21 protein-coding genes are annotated in these 20,473 nt (G+C 43.5%); 3 read left to right on the top strand and 18 right to left on the bottom strand.

Going from position 1 to position 20,473, the window contains the following annotated elements:
- Positions 1–14: 14 nt before the first annotated feature.
- On the bottom strand, positions 15–281 hold the full coding sequence (gene rpsO, locus DW159_RS03935) for a 30S ribosomal protein S15 (protein WP_004851136.1): 267 nt from the start codon (positions 279–281) through the stop codon (positions 15–17).
- Positions 282–409: 128 nt separating this feature from the next.
- The gene (locus DW159_RS03940; protein ID WP_117549008.1) at positions 410–580 is read right to left on the bottom strand and encodes a chorismate--pyruvate lyase; all 171 of its coding nucleotides are present in this window, start codon (positions 578–580) and stop codon (positions 410–412) included.
- Between the two features lie 294 nt (positions 581–874).
- Here DW159_RS03940 and aroC point away from each other — a divergent pair, with 294 nt between their 5' ends.
- Positions 875–1,972: a chorismate synthase gene (gene aroC / locus DW159_RS03945; protein WP_022216531.1), complete on the top strand. Its 1,098-nt coding sequence runs from the start codon at positions 875–877 to the stop codon at positions 1,970–1,972.
- 195 nt (positions 1,973–2,167) lie between these two features.
- On the opposite strand, the gene DW159_RS03950 is transcribed toward aroC, so the two are convergent.
- From DW159_RS03950 to recA, 6 genes are all read right to left on the bottom strand, one after another.
- A complete protein-coding gene (locus tag DW159_RS03950) occupies positions 2,168–3,016 on the bottom strand; it encodes a formate/nitrite transporter family protein (protein WP_055222574.1) in 849 nt (282 codons plus the stop codon).
- A gap of 34 nt (positions 3,017–3,050) precedes the next feature.
- The gene (gene xerD / locus DW159_RS03955; protein ID WP_117549009.1) at positions 3,051–3,929 is read right to left on the bottom strand and encodes a site-specific tyrosine recombinase XerD; all 879 of its coding nucleotides are present in this window, start codon (positions 3,927–3,929) and stop codon (positions 3,051–3,053) included.
- 225 nt (positions 3,930–4,154) lie between these two features.
- Positions 4,155–4,709, bottom strand: a complete 555-nt coding sequence (locus DW159_RS03960; protein WP_117549010.1) for an NUDIX hydrolase — start codon at positions 4,707–4,709, stop codon at positions 4,155–4,157.
- A 157-nt stretch (positions 4,710–4,866) separates the two neighbouring features.
- Positions 4,867–6,420, bottom strand: a complete 1,554-nt coding sequence (rny, locus tag DW159_RS03965) for a ribonuclease Y (RefSeq protein WP_022216535.1) — start codon at positions 6,418–6,420, stop codon at positions 4,867–4,869.
- 74 nt (positions 6,421–6,494) lie between these two features.
- Complete coding sequence (locus tag DW159_RS03970) at positions 6,495–7,127, bottom strand: regulatory protein RecX (protein WP_242992609.1); 633 nt, start codon at positions 7,125–7,127, stop codon at positions 6,495–6,497.
- Positions 7,108–8,166 carry a recombinase RecA gene (recA, locus tag DW159_RS03975; protein WP_022216537.1) on the bottom strand — a complete coding sequence of 353 codons (1,059 nt, stop codon included), beginning with the start codon at positions 8,164–8,166 and terminating at the stop codon, positions 7,108–7,110. Before recA ends, DW159_RS03970 begins: the two co-directional genes overlap by 20 nt.
- Positions 8,167–8,456: 290 nt before the next feature.
- On the opposite strand from recA, the gene DW159_RS03980 reads away from it, so the two are divergent.
- A complete protein-coding gene (locus DW159_RS03980; protein ID WP_117549011.1) occupies positions 8,457–9,701 on the top strand; it encodes a tRNA(Met) cytidine acetate ligase in 1,245 nt (414 codons plus the stop codon).
- Between the two features lie 480 nt (positions 9,702–10,181).
- Here DW159_RS03980 and DW159_RS03990 read toward each other — a convergent pair whose 3' ends face one another.
- The 8 genes from DW159_RS03990 to DW159_RS04025 form a co-directional block, all read right to left on the bottom strand.
- Positions 10,182–10,487, bottom strand: a complete 306-nt coding sequence (locus DW159_RS03990) for a hypothetical protein (RefSeq protein ID WP_133300870.1) — start codon at positions 10,485–10,487, stop codon at positions 10,182–10,184.
- 206 nt (positions 10,488–10,693) lie between these two features.
- On the bottom strand, positions 10,694–11,437 hold the full coding sequence (locus DW159_RS03995; RefSeq protein ID WP_117549013.1) for a hypothetical protein: 744 nt from the start codon (positions 11,435–11,437) through the stop codon (positions 10,694–10,696).
- 46 nt (positions 11,438–11,483) lie between these two features.
- Positions 11,484–11,972: a pantetheine-phosphate adenylyltransferase gene (coaD, locus tag DW159_RS04000; RefSeq protein ID WP_117549014.1), complete on the bottom strand. Its 489-nt coding sequence runs from the start codon at positions 11,970–11,972 to the stop codon at positions 11,484–11,486.
- The gene (gene rsmD, locus DW159_RS04005; protein ID WP_117549015.1) at positions 11,965–12,531 is read right to left on the bottom strand and encodes a 16S rRNA (guanine(966)-N(2))-methyltransferase RsmD; all 567 of its coding nucleotides are present in this window, start codon (positions 12,529–12,531) and stop codon (positions 11,965–11,967) included. Before rsmD ends, coaD begins: the two co-directional genes overlap by 8 nt.
- 104 nt (positions 12,532–12,635) lie before the next feature.
- Positions 12,636–14,228, bottom strand: a complete 1,593-nt coding sequence (locus DW159_RS04010; protein ID WP_117549016.1) for a cellulase family glycosylhydrolase — start codon at positions 14,226–14,228, stop codon at positions 12,636–12,638.
- Positions 14,229–14,248: 20 nt separating this feature from the next.
- Entirely contained in the window at positions 14,249–16,285 is a 2,037-nt protein-coding gene (gene recG / locus DW159_RS04015; protein ID WP_117549017.1) for an ATP-dependent DNA helicase RecG, read from the bottom strand.
- A gap of 42 nt (positions 16,286–16,327) precedes the next feature.
- Positions 16,328–18,019, bottom strand: a complete 1,692-nt coding sequence (locus DW159_RS04020; protein WP_117549018.1) for a DAK2 domain-containing protein — start codon at positions 18,017–18,019, stop codon at positions 16,328–16,330.
- Between the two features lie 18 nt (positions 18,020–18,037).
- Positions 18,038–18,397, bottom strand: a complete 360-nt coding sequence (locus tag DW159_RS04025) for an Asp23/Gls24 family envelope stress response protein (protein WP_015534873.1) — start codon at positions 18,395–18,397, stop codon at positions 18,038–18,040.
- 224 nt (positions 18,398–18,621) lie between these two features.
- Between DW159_RS04025 and rpmB the strand changes: the two genes are divergently transcribed.
- Entirely contained in the window at positions 18,622–18,807 is a 186-nt protein-coding gene (gene rpmB / locus DW159_RS04030) for a 50S ribosomal protein L28 (protein WP_015534872.1), read from the top strand.
- 320 nt (positions 18,808–19,127) lie between these two features.
- Here rpmB and DW159_RS04035 read toward each other — a convergent pair whose 3' ends face one another.
- Both DW159_RS04035 and DW159_RS04040 read right to left on the bottom strand, forming a co-directional pair.
- Positions 19,128–19,544 carry a GerW family sporulation protein gene (locus DW159_RS04035; RefSeq protein ID WP_117549019.1) on the bottom strand — a complete coding sequence of 139 codons (417 nt, stop codon included), beginning with the start codon at positions 19,542–19,544 and terminating at the stop codon, positions 19,128–19,130.
- A 1-nt stretch (position 19,545) separates the two neighbouring features.
- On the bottom strand, positions 19,546–20,442 hold the full coding sequence (locus DW159_RS04040; RefSeq protein WP_117549020.1) for a DUF2953 domain-containing protein: 897 nt from the start codon (positions 20,440–20,442) through the stop codon (positions 19,546–19,548).
- Positions 20,443–20,473 lie beyond the last annotated feature (31 nt).

Genomic DNA, 20,473 nt, shown 5'->3' on the forward strand with positions numbered 1-20,473 from the left:
GGCTCGAATAGAAATTACTTTCTAAGTCCAAGGCTCTCGATGAGCTTTCTGTATGCCTCGATATCCTTGCTCTTGAGGTATGCAAGAAGGTTTCTTCTCTGACCAACCATCTTAAGAAGACCACGGTTTGAGTGATGATCCTTTGGATTAGCCTTGAAATGTCCGTTGAGATCGTTGATTCTTGCTGTAAGAAGTGCGATCTGAACCTCTGTTGAACCTGTGTCGTTTGCATCCTTGCCGTACTTAGCTACGATTTCCTGCTTCTGCTCTTTTGTTATCATAATAACAATCCTCCTATAAAATAATATACATGACTGACACCGGGCAAAAGGCCTAGAGGTGTCCTCAAACTAAGTGTCAGTTGACCTTGTGTAGGATAACATATGTGTCTGGTTTTGTAAAGAGGAAATTAATCCGCAATTTCATACTGCAAAAATGCATAGTGCAGCCTTGTTCCTTCCGCTATACTTTCCGGAAGCAGCGCCCTTGCAACGAGCTTTGTCTCACCGCCAAGATCATTCTCATCAGCAAGATTTGCGTAATCTCCGTCTATCGATTTTACTATATAATATTTCTCCATTTTCTTGACCACCTTATGTCCGGCTGTGCTTTCAGCCGTGTCCTTTCGTTCTTTCATTCATTTCATAGATATTTTAATATATAACATATTTCATTACAACCCCGGCCGGTAATATTCCCGGTTTGACATTCGCCTTATACGCTTTCACACTTTACAGCATCCCAACTTATTTCTTGTTATCACAAACTTATCTATGCTATAATAGTGCGCGCGGACATTTGCGCTGCAGGATTCTGCAGTTCATTTGCCGAATAGAGAACGGCAGGTTTCGCCGCATTTGAAAGGAGATATATTATGGCAGGTTCCACCATAGGAAATAAATTTACCATCACCACATGGGGAGAATCCCACGGAAAGGCTCTGGGAGTTGTCGTTGACGGCTGCCCTGCCGGTCTTCCACTGTGTGAGGAAGATATACAGGTATTTCTGGATCGCAGAAAACCCGGATTTTCACAGTTCTCAACGCCTAGAAAGGAATCCGATACCATAGAGATACTGTCAGGAATTTTCGAGGGAAAGACAACCGGAACTCCTATATCCATGATGGTGAGAAATACATCCCAGCGCTCCGGGGATTACGGAGATATCGCCACATATTACAGACCAGGCCACGCAGATTATACATTTGATGAAAAATATGGCTTCAGGGATTACAGAGGCGGCGGCCGTTCATCGGGACGAGAGACCATCGGCAGAGTTGCAGCCGGTGCGATCGCCTCAAAGATACTGAAGGAACTCGGTATCACCATAACTACCTACGTATCTTCCATCGGTGATGTACATATAGACAGGAACAATTTTGACGCTGACTATATACTTAAGAACGACCTCAACATGCCGGACCCGGATGCCTACGAGAAGGCATCAATCCTTCTTCAAGACTGCATGGCGGAGAACGATTCCATAGGCTCTGGTGTTGAATGTATCGTGCATGGAATGCCGGCAGGTATCGGTGAACCGGTATTTGACAAACTGGATGCATGCCTCGCAAAGGCAGTTATGTCCATCGGAGCTGTGAAAGCTGTCGAGATTGGCGACGGCACCGAGGTATCCACTGCAAGAGGCTCATATAACAATGATGCATTTGTCATGAACGGTTATAACGTAGACAAGGAGACCAATCACGCCGGAGGTATTCTCGGCGGAATGAGCGATGGTTCAGACATAATCATCAAGGCGCATTTCAAGCCGACCCCATCCATCGCATCCACACAGAAAACCGTTAACAAGTCCAGGGATAACATAGAGGTCTCGATCAGAGGCCGCCACGATCCTATCATTGGGCCGAGAGCTGTTGTGGTCGTCGAGGCCATGACCGCCCTGACGATCCTTGATCTTATATTTGAGAATATGTCATCCAGAATGGACAAGATAATTGACTTTTATAAGTAATTGTCAAACAAACTGAAAATTGCGGCAAACAATAATGCGATAAAATGTAAGTAATAAAAAACAGATGTGATATGATCCAGGGTGATTCCTCAAATCATGCCACATCTGTTTTTTATTTATCTATCTTATTTTTCAATCCATCATTTATTCAGTCCATCATTCTGACCTTGTTGCCTATAAGTCTGGCGCCAGATTCTACTCTTCCACCTTTTTAGGCTTGTTGATGATGTAAAGTCCAATTCCCACTATCAGACCACCGCCGATGATATTACCAAGCGTTACAGGGAGGAGATTTTTACTGAAGAAATGTCCCACTGTGAGCTGGTCACTTATCTGCTGTGCGGTATATCCATAGAGCTCGCATGCCTTGTCCACGTACTTGCTGTTTGATGCAGCCATCAGACCTGCAGGTATATAGTACATATTTGCAACGCAGTGCTCAAAACCTGACACGACGAATACCATTATCGGGAAGAAGCATGCAAACAGCTTTCCAATTATATCCTTAGCCGAAGATGACATGAGAACCGCGATACACACGAGAACATTACACATTATTCCCGACATGAACGCATTGCAAAAATCAAGGCCTGTCTTACCCATAGCCACCTTGATGGTATAAGCGCCAAGGCCGCCTGCTGAATTATCAAACTGACCGCTTCCATATATAAGAGCTGCAGTCACAACTGATCCAAGCATATTGCTGAGATATACAATAACCCAATTCTTGAGCATCTGCACAAGCTTTATCCTACCATCAATAACCGCTGTTATCATCATACAGTTTCCGGTAAACAGCTCTGCACCGATAATCGATAACATCATGAGTCCTACAGGGAATATGCATCCTGCAAGAGTCTTCGCAAGTCCGAAATTGTCCACCGTATGCACCGCAAGGTTTGATCCCTCAGCTCCTATTGCAATGAACATTCCTGCAAAGAATCCCATCATGATCATCTTGTACAGCTTGAGATTTGCCTTTCCAACAGCACCCTTGAGATTATTCTCAATGATCTGTGCCGGAACGTAGTAATTGTTTTCCATGATTTAATTGTCTCCTTAGTTTATAAGTTATTTGTTAGGCCCTCGGATATGCCTTTGCATATTCTTCCTTGAGCTTACTCTGCTTATTTGTAAGATATATCTGGGTTGTCGCAATATCCACATGTCCAAGCATCTCTTGAACAGACTTTATATCCGCTCCATTCCCCAACATATGTGAGGCAAATGAATGCCTTATCATATGAGGTGTTATATCTTTATCTATGCCGGCCTTAGCCGCATAATACTTTATTATCTTCCAGAATCCCTGTCTCGTCATAGGTGCACCCTTGCAGTTGAAGAACAGATAATCACTGCCTCCACTCATATCATCGCGCACCTCAGTAATATATCTGCTGAGGGCTCTCTGAGCAACCTCCGCAACCGGAACAGTCCTCACCCTGTCGCCGTCGTGGCACTCAATGAACCCAAGCTTTATGTTGACATCCGTGAGTTTCAATGTCACAAGCTCTGTAACACGTATTCCTGTAGCATACAACAGCTCCAGCATCGCCTTATCCCTGATCTCCTTTGGAGTCTTGTTGGTAGGCTGGTCGAGAAGCTTGTTCACCTCACTTATGGTAAGCGTCTCAGGAACCTTCTTCACGATCTTCGGAGGCTTGATATTCTCCGTTGGATCCTCATTCACAATCCTCTCCCTCATGAGATAGGCATAGAATGACTTTATGGATGCAATGTTACGTGACACCGTAGCCATGGACATCCCCTGTTTCTCCATTTCCAACACATACGAAGTGATATAAGTTTCATTAATATCATCAATCCTCGTTATGCCCTTCTCGTCAAAATACCTGTAGAATTTTATCAGATCTCTCCGATATGATGCAACAGTATTCTCGCTGGATTTTTTTACATTTCTTAAATAATCAACATATCTGTCTATGTATTGTTCCACTAATTTATCCCCTTAGTTATGTAGACTGAATTATATTATAAATATAAATGTAAATAAAATCAAACACTATTTTAACAAGTAAAATCAAGGCTTCACGGCATTTTTAGCAAAAGTACAAAATGCGGTGCGCGATCAAATTATGTATACTAGATATTGACATAATTCTTTTCAAAAATATTTCACATTTTTTAATTCCGACAATGTTTCAGTTGAATTTTCTATGTTTCAAATTATGTGATTGCTTGTTTGGGAGCATTTCTTACCCCAATATGCGTAGATTGCAATTATTGTTTTGGAATCCACTATCCTGCCATCTCTTATCATATCGAGTGCATCATCAAGACCTATCTCCTCGGTCTCTATAAATTCATTCTCGTCCAATGCACATGTTCCTCCGGTAAGTCCCATGCCTATATACACGTAAGTCTGTTCATCACTTGTACCGATAGCCAGAACAGTCCTTGTCACATATTCCACGACCTTCGCAGTAAACCCAGTCTCTTCCCTGAGTTCTCTTCTGGCTGCATCTTCAGGAGCCTCTCCCTCATCGATAAAACCAGCCGGAACCTCGTAGGTTATATCATCAATAGAATTCCTGTACTGTTTTATCAATATGATCGATCCATCGTCTTTCACCGGAAGGATGCACGCTCCCGGATGATGCTTTATCAGATCATATACAACATTTCTGCCGTCAGGCAGTTCAAGATAGTCGTTATATACATCAAACACATGCGCCCTGTAAGCCACTTCAGTTTTTATTTTCTTAAATTTTTCCATTTATCGATCACCTATCTTCCCGTTTTCATAGTTCATCATGCATACAAATTACGAAACATATACACCTCAATTATATTCAAGCACCGGCTTGATGTTATCTTCATTATATGACAAATCATAAAAAGGGTTTGTAGATCATCTCTACAAACCCTAATTTTTATTTTGCGTAATCTGTCACGCGTGACTCTCTTATAATATTTACCTTAATCTGTCCAGGATACTCAAGCTCGTCTTCGATCTGCTTTGCAATATCTCTAGCCAGCAATACCATATCAGAATCGCTTACATGCTCAGGAACTACCATTACACGAATTTCTCTACCTGCCTGAATAGCAAATGTCTTATCTACACCCTTATGAGAATTAGCAATATCCTCTAACTTCTTAAGTCTTGTAGTATAAGTCTCCAAGGTCTCTCTTCTTGCTCCCGGTCTTGCAGCAGAAATTGTATCTGCAGCCTGTACCAGAAGTGCTATCAATGACTCAGGCTCAACATCACCGTGATGTGATTCTACCGCATTGACAACAAGCGCTGACTCTTTGTACTTTCTACAAAGATCTGCACCGATCTGAACATGTGAACCCTCCATCTCATGATCAAGTGATTTACCTATATCATGGAGTAATCCAGCACGCTTTGCAACCTTGATATCGACACCTATCTCTCCGGCCAACAAACCACACAACTGAGCTACCTCAACAGAGTGCTTCAATGCGTTCTGTCCGTAGCTTGTTCTAAATTTCAACTTTCCAAGAAGTCTTACCAGCTCTGGATGGATTCCGTGAATTCCTACCTCAAGAGTAGCAGCTTCACCTTCCTCGCGCATCATGTTTTCAACTTCCTTCTGCGCTTTCTCAACCATCTCTTCGATTCTGGCTGGATGGATTCTACCATCCACGATGAGTTTCTCAAGTGCAATTCTTGCTACCTCACGTCTTACCGGATCAAAGCTTGATAAGATAACTGCCTCAGGAGTATCGTCTATGATAAGATCTACGCCTGTGAGAGTTTCAAGGGTACGAATATTTCTACCCTCTCTACCAATTATCCTACCCTTCATCTCGTCGTTAGGTAACTGAACTAATGAGATCGTTGTCTCTGAGATATGATCAACCGCACATCTCTGTATTGCATTGACAACATACTCCTTCGCCTTCTTGTTCGCTTCTTCTTTAGCTCTGGTTTCTAATTCCTTGACCATAACTGCTGTTTCATGCTTTACTTCATCTTCAACAGTCTTTAATAAGTATTCTTTTGCTTGTTCAGAGGTCAAACCTGAAATTCTTTCAAGTTCCTGTAAACGTTTCGCCTGTAACTCTTCAACCTTAGCCTTCTGCTTGTCCAGCGCGCTTTCCTTGTTAGCTAAACTAGCTTCCTTCTTCTCAACTGCCTCAGTCTTCTTATCAAGATTCTCTTCACGTGCAAGAATTCTCTTCTCCATACGTGAAAGTTCTCCACGTCTGTCCTTTACTTCCTTTTCAAGGTCATTACGTGTCTTAAGGGAATCTTCCTTTGCCTCAAGCAGTATCTCGCGCTTCTTAGCCTCGGCGGTCTTCTGAGCTTCGTCAATAATCTCTCTTGCCTGTGACTCTGCTCTTCCTATCTTGGTCTCTACTATGTTCTTGCGATATGCAATAGCGATAAACCATGTAGCAACAAGCAGTGCAACTACAACAACAGCGATTATTCCCCATACTATTGGTGAATTCACAGGAGCACCTCCTTATTAAGTTTTCATTGTACAAGAATACAACTATTTAAGTTTAATATTTTTAAGATGTTATGTCAAGTAATATCAGAGACAATATTTCGTATACACTCAGAAACCTTACGCCTGTCAAAACCCTTGCTGTACATGTATGCATAGACTTTATCACGCTTTTCAGTCAGTTCTTCCACAGTGTATTTTTTTTGTAAAATGTGTGTTATCCTGTCGCTTTCGTCTGATATGTCTGAGTCTTCCACAGCCAGATCGATAATATCCTGGCCTATATGCTTTGCCTGCAATTCAAATCGTATGACACGAATGCCTTTTTTAGCGGAGTTTCTGCGTATATATCCACATGCATACCTGTAATCATCTATATATCCATACGACTTCAGTTTGTCGATGGTCTGATCCACGATCTCTTCGTCGTAATACAGATCCTTAAGCTTCTGCCTGATATCGTATTCACACTTGTCCGAAAATTTTATGGAGTTCACAGCCTTGTTCATGGCACGTTTGAACAGATAGTCCCGTCTGAATTCCTCAAGTTTACTCCATTCTATCTCTCCGTCACAGGCAAGATGTAATCTTCGTATATCCGATGCATAGACCGATGAAAAAGGCTCATAGTCCACAAACAGACAAAACCTTTTATCATCGATCTTCCTGATATCAGTGACAGTTGCGATCCTACTCATCTGCTCCATCATCTACAGTGTTCTCGGCAGACTCTCCGGCAACACCAACCGCCTCTCTTACCTTCTGCTCTATCTCATCACAGATAGCTGTATTGTTCTCAAGATATGCCTTCGCATTCTCTCTTCCCTGACCTATCTTATTGCCGTTGTATGCGTACCATGCACCGGACTTATCCACTATGTCGTTCGCAACAGCAAGATCAAGAATATCTCCAACCTTAGATATACCCTTGCCGAACACGATATCGAACTCAGCCTCCTTGAATGGAGGAGCCACCTTGTTCTTAACTATCTTAACTCTTGTTCTGTTACCTACGATCTCACCGCCCTGTCTGAGCGTATCAATTCTTCTTACGTCAAGTCTTACGGAAGCATAGAACTTAAGTGCACGACCACCTGTTGTAACCTCAGGGTTACCGAACACAACTCCAACCTTCTCTCTAAGCTGATTGATAAATATGACAACACAGTTGGTCTTACTGACAACAGCAGTGAGCTTTCTGAGCGCCTGTGACATAAGTCTGGCATGAAGTCCCATATGCGAATCGCCCATCTCTCCGTCTATCTCTGCCTTTGGTACAAGTGCAGCAACAGAGTCCACGATAACGACATCAACCGCTCCCGATCTGACCATGGTCTCTGTGATCTCAAGCGCCTGCTCTCCGCAGTCAGGCTGTGATATGTAAAGATTGTCTATATCTACACCTATGTTCTTGGCATATGTCGGATCAAGTGCATGCTCGGCATCTATAAAGCCTGCGATTCCGCCTCTCTTCTGTATCTCAGCAACAATGTGAAGTGCTACCGTCGTCTTACCACTCGACTCAGGTCCGAACACCTCTATGATTCTTCCTCTAGGCACACCGCCAAGTCCAAGTGCTATATCAAGGCTGAGGGATCCTGTAGGGATCACATCTATATTCATATTCGCATTGGAATCGCCAAGCTTCATCACCGAACCCTTACCATACTGCTTCTCTATCTGTGCTATAGCGGCATCCAATGCCTTTCTCTTATCATCAATATTTACATTACCGGAATTATTCGCCATTGTATCTTCCTCCTAAACATATGTTCGATTACCTTTTAATATAGTATTAGATTATTGCCACTTTGTCAACCATAAATTGGCTGCCTTCACTTAATTAATCAATATCTGTCTGGTATGTGGGGATCATCGGCATCAGAACAATGCCGCATCTTGAATTTTTCACTTAACATCTTTATGTCCGTCATTATAACACACTTTACAGCCATTAATTATTAAGATAGAATAAACTTTACCGACAAAGGCATTATAAATCGTGACAGGTTATAAAACACGCATTTCAAGGAGGAGCCATGAGCACAGTAGGCATAGTTTGCGAATACAATCCATTTCACAAGGGACACGAATATCAGATACAGCAGGCGAAGCTTCTAACTGGTGCCGAACATGTCATATGCTTTATGAGCGGCAATTTTCTTCAGAGAGGCGTTCCTGCCATAGCAGATAAGCACACAAGAACCGAGATCGCTTTGAGATGCGGTGTAGACGCTGTGTTCGAGATTCCATTTGTATACGCATCATCAAGTGCCAGAGACTATGCACATGCCGCAGTCTGCATGATGAACGCTCTTGATGGCATAGACTATATCTCATTCGGCGCAGAATGTGATGACATTGATCTTCTGCAAAAAATTGCCGAACTCACCGTCAATGAACCGCCACAGGTATCGGAATCCATAAAAAAATCCGTATCTTCGGGCATCTCATATGGATCAGCCAGAGCAGCCGCCATCTCCGAGTATCTGCAGAACCAGAACCTTACCGGTTATACCAGCGCTGATCTTGACCGTATCCTGGCAAGCCCGAACAACATTCTGGCCATAGAGTATATTGCTACTCTTATACAGACAGACTCCAGGATCAAAACTGTCCCGATCAGAAGGATCTTATCAGAATACAACAGCACTGCCACCGACAACGACATCTGTTCGGCCTCAGCCATACGTGAGCTACTCCGGTCAAGTGATGTTGAAAGCTTAAGGCGCCACATTCCTGACAGTTGCTACAACATCCTGCAAAACGCGTACAGAAAGTCATTTCCGATGTTCGACGACGACCTGTCTCATCTCCTGTCAGCACGAAGGATACTTGCTCCGTGCACGGATGACATCGTTGACATGGATAGAGATCTCTGCAACCGTCTCTCCAGGCTTGACACAAATCTATCCTTTACTGAGACCGCAACAGCACTTAAATGCAGGAATTATACTCTCACGCACATTCAGAGAGGTCTGCTGCACACCATCACAGACCTGAGATGTGATGACTATTCCCATTTTAAAGAAAACGGCTGGATAGCCTACATCAAGCTTCTTGGACTAAAAAAAGATGCAGGTGCCGTGATAAAAAGCATGAAAAAGGCTTCGCAGGTACCGATCATAACCCGTTCAGCCGAGATATACAAAAATACAGATTCCACAGGTCTGTCCATGTTCTCATACGACATAAAAGCCGCAGACATATACAGAAACATGGTATACAACAAATACAAAATCAGTATAAAGACCGATTTTGAACAACCTGTCATAGTTATATGACATATTCTTATTTATCATATTTGCTCTATAAAATGAATACAATTGGCATATGAAGAACGTATGTTATATAATTCTAACAGCTTCAATTATAATATTTGCATGTTTAAATTCAGACATCATCAGATCCGGATGCACCCAGGGGTTACAGCTATGGTACTCATCCATTGTGCCTATTCTGCTCCCCTTTATGCTGCTGACCGGTGTTATAACCAGCTTTCTCAGATCGATACAGGTATCAAAATGCTGCGCATATGCGATCATCTTTATAATAGGCCTGCTATGCGGTTTTCCCACAGGCACGATCATCATAGCTTTCTTTTACCGAAAGAGGATCATCTCTGAAAACGTATGTCAGAGCCTACTCCCGATGTGCAACAATATAAGTCCGATGTTTCTTTACAATTACATATACAGGGATCATTTGATGGAATATATATCGTTTGCACGGCTGATCGAGGCTGTATATCTTCCACAGATCATTTATACTGTAATAGCGCTTACTCTGTCATGTATGTCATCCCACCGCTCCAGCACTTCCACGGAGCTGCTTACTGCCGCAACAGTCCAGGTATCATCAGACAACCAGAGCCCCAATTCAGGGAATCCAGAAAATACGTATTCTGACATAATAAGCAGCTCGGTACACAATATAACTGTGATCGGTGTGTACATGGTCATATTTGCCATTGCAGGAAATCTTATGTGCAGATACTTTTCAGGCGATGCATGCACCATCATATCCGCATATCTGGAGATAGGCAGCGGTGTTCCAATATTATACGGCATGGATATTTCCACAAAAATAAAGACAGCCCTCATTCTCTCACTCACTGCCTTTGGAGGGCTATCAGCCTTGTTCCAAAGCCGTGATATGATAAGAATATCCGGGCTGTCATTCATAAAATACACAACAGGGAAAACAGTATGTGCCTTCCTGTGTTTCATTTTCTATATGATGTTTCTGTAAATACATCCTGTATCATCTGGCGTGATTACTCGTCGAGGAACTCCTCATCATCCTCATCCTCGTCGTCATATTCATCATCATCCTCGTCATCATAATCCTCATCGTCAGAGTCGTCTGATGAATACTCTGTCTTGCCGTATACATTGTAATCTGTGTTGTCATCATCAGCAAATGCTGAATCGTCAGCACTTGGCTGTACCTGCTCAGGAACGCCATTGATCTGAGCTATGCTTGAATCAAGCTCTGCCATATTGTCAGCAACTCTTGCCGCATTGTCCTCAAGAGACTTAATGAGATTCTCATAGTTTGCTCTCTCTGCCTGAAGTGTTGCATTTATATACTGGCTGATCTCTGTGAGCTTGTCCTTTGAATAGTACATAGAACCTGCTCTGACTTCCCTGGCATCTGCATTCGCCTCAGCGATGATCTGTTCAGCCTGACTTCTCGCCATGTCTGTTATCTCATTCGCTCTGATGTTGGCAAGCTCAACTATCTGGCTCTGATCAACCAGTCTGTTTGCCTCTGCAACAGACTCTGTGATGATAGAATCAGCTCTCGCTCTTGCATCTGCAAGTATAGCCTCCTTGTTTCTCATGATCTTCTTACATCTCTCTATCTCATTAGGCAGCTTGAGCTTGAGTTCGCCCACCATCTGCTCCAGATCTTCCTTTGGTACAATAATCTTACTGGATGACAATGGCTGATACTTACAATTGTCAATAAATATCTCTATCTCACTGATCATCTCTTCAATACCTTTTCTTGCCATGTTTTTCTCCTCCTAATAATCTATCCAAAAATTCTTCCTTCGTCTGTCAGTCTCTGTCTGTCGAATATCGGTCTCTCAATGTATCCCTAATCTCCTCCGGGATAAAATCATGTACATCCACACCAAAGCTCGCATATTCCTTGACCACGCTTGAGCTAAGGTACGAATACTCAATACTGGTTGCAAGAAAAACCGTGTCAATATCCGGGGCAACTTTCCTGTTGCTCTGGGCAATCTGTAATTCATACTCAAAATCCGACACAGCCCGAAGGCCTCTCACTATGACCTTCACGTCGTTCTGTCTTGCAAAATCCACCAGCAGTCCTCCAAAACCCATAACTTTCACGTTCGGGATATCTGAGACTACATTCTTTAACATATTAACACGTTCTTCCAAAGAAAACAATGGAGATTTTGCGGTATTATTGAGCACCCCGACTATAAGCTCATCAAACATTTCCGCAGATCTCTTAATTATATCCAGGTGGCCAAGTGTCACCGGATCAAAACTTCCCGGATAAATAGCTCTACTCATCTTCCAGTCTCCTATATATAAATGTATGTTTATTGGTCTTATATTTCTTCGTCTTATAAAGCTCCAGTCCCAGATCATCAAGATAATCAAAATCCGTGTCAAGATCCGACTCCACAATGACCATTGTGTCATAATCCATCAGAGGTGAACCTGCAAGCCTTTCAAGCACAGCCTTTTCCAAAAGCTTTCCATATGGAGGATCCATAAATATTACATCGAATGCCTTCCCCTGTCTCCCCAGCATCCCCACTGCCTGAACAGCATCCGCTGACAATACCTGCGCCCTGTCGGCAAGCTTTGTAAACGCAAGGTTTTTATTGATACACTCCACTGCCTTTCTGCTGTTCTCAACAAATACTGCCATGTCTGCCCCACGGCTGAGCGCCTCTATTCCAATAGCTCCACTTCCGCTGAACACATCAAGGAACCGACATCCCGGAATATCATTTGAGAGCATATTAAACAAGGTTTCTTTTATCCTGTCCGTTGTTGGTCTGGTATCCATCGAATCAACCGTCACCAACTTCAGACTTCTTGCACTACCGGCAATAACCCTCATATTAATCTCCTATCTATATGTACTGTTTATTGTAAACGTTCTCCGCCAGACATTCTTATACCATGCCTTCTGCGAAATTACAAGAAGAGCTTCCAATCTTCACTCTATTTTCCCATTATTCTGTCTCTCACGTATTTTCCGGTATCCGACAGATCTCCATCGGAAAAGTTGCCCGTGGCTGTTGAATCAGACTTTATAAGTGCCGATGTCTCATTCTTGTTACACAGACTCCATGATGAATAGCTGAGATTATTCTCGTTTATAAGCTCGAACCACTCGTCAGATGAATCGTAATCAATACCTCCATTGCCCGATGCATCGCACAGGCTGAACTCACTCACAAATACAGGAAGTCCGTTGTCCAGAGCCGTCTTAACCTTATTTCTCAGGTCATCCTTGTGGGTAGCCGCATAAAAATGCACTGCGTACATGATGTTGTCATAACCGGTTATCGGATCCTGTGACGCAATATCGACATCCTGGCTCCAGTTTGGAGTTCCCACGATTATCAGAGCATCTTTGTCGTTTGCCCTGATGACCGGTATTATAGTCTCGGCATACGACTTGACACTGCTCCACTGGGTTCCACCATTCGGCTCGTTGCAGATCTCATATATGACATTCTCCTGTGCCGCATATTTCTTAGATACCTTGTCAAAGAATTCTTTTGCATCATCTATATGATTATTCGGATCACTGTCGCTTAGTATGTGCCAGTCAACTATGACATACATGCCAAGCTCAGTCGCTGCACTAACTCCTTTGTCGACAAGAGCAAGTATCTCGTCCTTATCTCCGCCACTGCAGTATCCGTAGCTGTCTCCTGTATCCGTATACATCGCAAGTCTTATAAGATTTGCACCCCAGTCATCCCGCAGAGTCTCAAAGGCTTCCTTATTCACATAATCAGGGAACCATGTGATTCCATGGGTGCTGACACCCTTAAGCTGATATTTGTCTCCATTCATGTCCACTATATCCGTTCCTTTTACCGAAAGTTTTCCATGTGTTTCAAATGGGATCTCTCCCGGAACATTTGTATTGTTTTTCTTCTCAGTGGCAGCGGATTCTGTATTTTTCCCGTCTCCGCTTGTTTCATTGCTGTCGGTCTTCTCAGGCGCTGAAGCTACCATCTTAAGACCATCTCCGCTGTACTGTGTGTCATTTACATACAGCACGTATTTCTCAACGGCGAGGTCATCTGAAGAGAAATTATATCCGAGGTTGATACTGCCCTTAGCAGGTATCTCCTGGGTGTAATCCACAGCCTTTATTGACACTGTTTTGCCTGATATCTTGTACTCTCCGCCCCATATCTGATCTACAGCCGGAGTTCCCTTATATGTAATCTCAAGCTTCCAATCCTTTGCAGACGCAGATGTGTTGTTATATATGTTAATGCTCTCTGTAGCACACTTTTTGCCATCTGCCTCCCACGTGGTATCATGTCCTATCTCAGCATAGAAATCGCCTGCAATATCCAAGGATTGGTCATCCTGTTTTTCTGACGACTCAGTTGTATCGCCCGTATTGTCAGCACTTTTCACTTCTTCTGTGCCTGCAGAAGTCTCCTGCAACGTTTCTTTCTTAACGGAATCACCTTTCTTTCCCGAAGCGATCACATATCCCATAACCGCTATAATTATCAGCAAAATGCCAATAATTATTCCCATAACTATCGTTTTCTTATTTTTCATGGTATACCCCCTTTTTTTATTTATAATACAGGCATAGTGTACAGCCTGTCATCCCCTTTGTTTATCAGTTTCGCATCTATCTCCTGTCCATAGCGGTCGTATACGTCCTGCGCCGCCCTAAGCATGTCAGCATGATTGTATATATCCCCAACCTTGAACATCAGCTCCCCGCTCTGTCTTATTCCAAAGAAATCTCCCGGGCCCCTCATCTTGAGATCCTCACCGGCTATATAGAAGCCGTCATTTGACTTCTCCAGAACATTCAGTCTCTCCATAGTATCCTTATCCTTTTTTCCGCTCATGAAAATACAGTACGACTGGAGATTTCCTCTTCCTACACGTCCCCTGAGCTGATGGAGCTGCGCAAGGCCAAAACGCTCTGCATTCTCCACCATCATAACTGTGGCATTTGGATTGTTTATTCCAACCTCTATGACCGTAGTTGAGACAAGAATGCTTATCTTACCATCCGCAAAGTCCTGGAGTATCCTGTTCTTTTCCTCCGCCTTCATCTTACCGTGCAAACATACCACCGAAGTGTCAGCGCCATATCCATCCCTGATGGACTTCTTCAGCTCCTCCGTATACTCGGTCACATTTGCAACATCGTCCAGAACTTCGCTGGCCTCCACCATCGGGCAGACTATATATATCTGATGCCCCTGTGAGACCTCCTTCATGATAAAGCCGAGAGCCGTCTTCCTGTAGCTCTCATCCACAACGCAGTTCTTGATCGGGATTCTTCCCGCCGGGAGCTCATCTATAACTGAAATGTCAAGATCGCCATACATGATGATCGCAAGGGTTCTCGGAATAGGTGTGGCACTCATAACAAGCGTGTGCGGAGCTTCTCCCTTTGACGCAAGTCTCTCGCGCTGCTTTACACCGAATCTGTGCTGCTCATCAGTTACAACAAGCGCCAGTCTTCCATACTCCACCTTGTCCTGTATGAGGGCATGTGTTCCGACCACAACCTGCACATCCATATTCTTGATACGGCTGTACATCTCTCTTTTCTCTTTCGCTGTCATGGAACCAGTCAGAAGTCCCACAGATATTCCGTATGGCTCAAACAGTGAACTGAGCTCCTTGTAATGCTGAACCGCCAGAACCTCAGTCGGTGCCATGATCACTCCCTGATAGCCACTTGCAGCCACTGCGTATAATCCGGCTGCTGCAACTATGGTTTTTCCTGATCCGACATCCCCCTGAACCAGCCTGTTCATGACATGTTCAGAGCGCATATCGTCAAGCATATCACGCACCGCATTCATTTGCGCCCCGGTAAGCTTGAACCTCAAGTTCTCAATAAACGTCCTGACCTCCTCATCACAGTTTATTATACATGTATTTTCTGCATACACATTGTCGTCTTTTATCCTGTGAAGGTTTGATATAAAGCTGTAAAATTCATCAAATGCCATCCTCTTCACAGCCCCCTTGAGCTTCTGCTCATCCTGAGGAAAATGAATCGAGTGGATAGCCTTTTGTATACCCATAATATGGTACTCATCAAGCACATTGTCATGCAGGTAATCCTCAAGCTTGTCTATGGCTTCCTCTGCGCCTCTCACAGCCTTCTGTATGGTCTTTGAGGTTATACCGGGCGTTACCGCGTACACCGGCTGCCAAACATGCGTAAGTTCGCCGTATTTATCATCAGTGTAGTATTCCGGCTGCGTCATGGTCATCATACCGCCCTTATAAGCCACATTTCCTACAAACACAAACTCCTGACCTATATGAAAGAAATTACGCAAAAAAGGACAATTAAACCAGGTAAGTTTAATTGTCCCAGAGAAATCCTTTGCGTACAATATTACTATGGTCAGTCCATGTACTTTTCTGACCTCCGCACGGCTGTTCACAACAGCCCTCACGGACTGCCTGCTTCCCGCCTGCAGATCTGATATATCCACCGGATCCTCATAGGTGACATATGTCCTGGGGTAATTGAGAAGCAGATCGTTCACCGTCTCTATCCCAAGCCGGGCAAATGCCGACGCAGTCTTGTCACCTATGCCTTTTATTGTCTTTATGGAGTCATTCAATTCCATACATACACCTCTTCACAACGGATCTCACAGATACACAGAAAGTTATTCCACAGATACTATATAATAGTATATCGGCTGTCCGCCATAGTAGCACTGCACATCAACGTCCGGATATGCCTCCTCCACTCTGCCAGCAAGCTTCTGCGCATCCTCCTCAGACACATCAGCACCATTATATATGCTTATAACCTCTGAATCCTCATCGACCGCATCTGCGATCAGTTCAAATGTTACATTCTCTATATCATTTCCAACACTGACAAGCCCCTTATCGCCGATACCCATGATATCACCCTCCTTGATGGCCTTTCCATCGATCGAGGTATCTCTTACGGAATAAGTTACCTGTCCGCTTTTGACATTCTTGACAGCCGACTTCATGGCAGATCTGTTCTCGTCCACATCGACTGTACTGTCGAATGCGATCATGGCGCTTATGCCCTGAGGAGCATTCGCGGTTGGAATCACAATTATCTTCTTATCTTCACACAGAGTTGCAGCCTGATTAGCCGCAAGAACAACATTCTTATTGTTCGGGAGTATAAATATATTCTCGGCATTCACATCATCGATCGCATTGAGCATATCCTCAGTGCTTGGATTCATGGTCTGTCCGCCTTCTATAACACGGTCTGCTCCAAGCTCTTCAAAAAGAGTCTTGAGACCATCACCCATGGATACTGTAATAAATCCATACTTCTTACGAGGCTCCTTATGCTCCTGCTTTCTGTGCTGTCTCTCTTCCTCCTGCTTCTCGGCCTCATCGCGCTCTGCCTGACCGATAACACGCTCATGATGCTCTATCCTCATGTTGTCTATCTTCATATTAGTAAGGTATCCAAGTGTAAGACCCTTTTCAAATGCCTGACCAGGATGGTTGGTATGCACATGTATCTTAACTATATCATCAAGAGATACACATACTATCGAGTCACCTATAGACTCGAGGAAGCTCTTCAGATCATCCTCCTCAGCCTCGCCATATGGCTTCTCAAGATTGATAATAAACTCTGTACAATATCCAAACTTTATATCCGCTGTGGATATGGAATCGTTGCCTGCGCCTGTGGATGTTCTTGCCACATTCACTGTTCCTGTGTTCTTGCTGAGTTCAACTGTAACTCTGCCCATGAGACAGTCGACAGCACCCTTGAGCACCACCATGAGTCCCTGTCCACCTGAATCGACCACGCCGGCTTCCTTCAGAACCGGAAGCATCTCAGGAGTGGAATCAAGAACGGCATCTCCATATTCAATAACCTCGTCACAGAACTGTGCAAGGGACATATCTGCATCAGCACACTCCCTTGCCTTGGACGCCACGCCCTTGGCAACTGTGAGAATCGTTCCCTCCTTAGGCTTCATGACAGCCTTATATGCAGTCTCCACAGCCTTCTGAAAAGCATCTGCTATAACGTGAACATCTATGGTCCTTGCGTCCTGCACTTTCTTGCTGAATCCTCTCAAAAGCTGTGACAAAATTACACCTGAGTTACCTCTGGCGCCTCTGAGCGAACCTGTGGACATGGCCTTTGCTATGGACTTCATATCATCAGGTGCCGCCTCAACCTCCTTCACTGCAGACAGGATTGTCAGCGTCATATTAGTTCCTGTATCTCCGTCAGGCACAGGGAACACATTAAGTTCATTGATATATTCCTTGTTCTTATCAAGATTATTGGCACCGGCAATAAATGCTTTCTTCAGTGCAAGCGCATCAATCGTATTACTCACTTTACTCTATCCTCCAAACTAATCAAGTACTTTAACATCTTCAACATAGACATTGATATGGCTGACCTTAAACGACGTAAAATCCTCTACCTTGTACTTTACCGACTGCATAAGATTGTCTGTGACAGCCTTTATACTAACGCCATAAGCAACAACTATGTGCAGCTCAATGACTATATCACCATTCTCATCAAAACGTACATTTACGCCCTTAGAAACATTGTCTCTGCGGAGCTGCTTTACAATTCCGTCCTTGACACTGACTATTCCCATTCCTACTATTCCAAAACAGTCAAGGGCTGTAAGTCCTGCAACCTGTGCAACAACACTCTCATCTATACTTACTTTACCGTTATCGCTATTAATATATTCCTTCATACACGACTCCTTTCTAACAAAGTCACCAGTGTTCATCATATCTACCGACTTATAAACACAATTACTCATCAATTATAGCATAAATCTAATTTTATTCTATAGTATTTCTTCATTTCCAATAAAAAATAAATATTTTGCTTGCATATGGAAAAATAATCTGCTATTATATGTCTTGTTGTGAACTTAGGAAGAAAGTTAGTTTATTCATTGAAGGAGGTGCTATTATGGCAAAATGTTCAATTTGTGATAAAGGTGCTCATTTCGGTATCAAAGTGAGCCACTCTCATAGAAGAGCAAACAAGATGTGGAAGTCAAATGTTAAGTCTGTTAAGGCTGTAGTTGATGGTACACCAAAGAAGATCTATGTTTGTACATCTTGCTTAAGATCTGGTAAGGTCGAGCGTGCATAATATTTGCATAATATCACCGATTCAGTTCTGGTATAAATAAGAGTGATGATCCTCAAGGATCATCACTCTTATTTTTTTATCTGCAGGAGAATATATAAGATAACAGCAATAATATAACGATTATGAGAAATTCCACAAATCCACTTATGAAATATCCTATAACCACTCCCACCGCTGTGAAGAAAAACGCAAATCCTGTGAATTTTTTCCAGATAAAAAATCACCACCATAATGATTTATTATCATTATATGTGGTGACTTTTTAATAATGCATTTCCCAACGCACTGAATCTTACTTATATTATATATTCTGATATTTATTATTCTGTGACAGATTCCTCTGACTGTGCGACATCATTTATCGCCTTGTCAACATTCTTCTCTTCCTCTGTCTTGTCCTTCTTGAACAGACCCACGACCTTATCTACGACCTCTGGGGCCATGTCTATGATCTTTGTTACGGCATCCTGGTTCTTGAGATTTACAAGTCTCGTATTTCCTCCTGAGACGACAAGAACAGCAGACGGGCTCATCTTTGCTCCGATTCCTCCGGCAGCTTTGTTGCCGTCCTGCTTATTGAACGCTCCGGCAGCCATACCAAAATTGACATCTACAAGAGGAATAATGATCGTGTCACCGACATACACAGGCTCTCCAACCACCGATTTCGATGATATAAAGCCATCCATTCCCTTAAACATAGAACCAAGTGTTCCCTCAATATTCATATTTGCCATATCAATTTCCTCCTGATATCTTTTTTAATCGAGCAATAGTTATCTTGACATTCTTGTTCCAGATCACCTTCAGCACGCTCCAGCCGATTGTTCCAAGTCTTATCCTGCCCTTCATGAACAGGTCTCCCTCCAGCCGGGCTTCAGAGAAATCCGGTGTTATATCTATATTATCATAGTATAGCGGGAAAAGCAGGCTCATATACCCCAGGCGCTCACCTGTTGTTGCCGGGTCATCCGCACCATATATGATCTGCCCCTTAAGCTTTGTGGGCTTAAGATGCTTTAACACCTTTATCAGTTCAACCTTGAAAACTCTCATGGCTTCCTTTGTTCTGACATTGTGTACAAGCTTAGTATAGCCATCTTTTTTCTTTTTCAGACTGGCAAACTTCTCTGACAGATCTTTGAACTTCGATACAACCGTCTTTGCCATACTGTCTATCCTTCTGCCCAGCCTGATGAGCGGCCCCGGTACGGGCTCCTCAAATTCGCTGTCTTCAAGAAGAAACTGCCTGTCCTCCGGCTCCACCGATGGATAGTCTTCATATCCCGGACTGTCAGAAGCCTCTTCCTCTGTCTCAGCCCGACTGTATTCCCCGGGTTCAGAATATACCTCTTCTTCCGGCTCTGGTATGGCACTTTTTTCGCTGCCCATGATGGTTCCGCCAAACAGCCTCAGCCTGTACCGAAGGCCGTCCGAATCATACAAAACCTTAAAACACAGGACAAAACCAAGCCATCTGGCAGAGAACTTCGCAAATATGTCATCATCCTTCTTCACATACGCCCTATATCTCACCGGCGCAAACAATACGAGAAGTGCAAGAAGCACTACCAGTCCCACCAGCGACAGGATAACTATGAGCAGTATCTTCAATATCAACCAAACAATATGCATGCTCCATCCCCTTAGACCCAGAGACTATCTG

The sequence above is a fragment of the Coprococcus sp. AM14-16 genome, from assembly GCF_003434675.1.
Taxonomy (GTDB): domain Bacteria; phylum Bacillota; class Clostridia; order Lachnospirales; family Lachnospiraceae; genus Coprococcus; species Coprococcus aceti.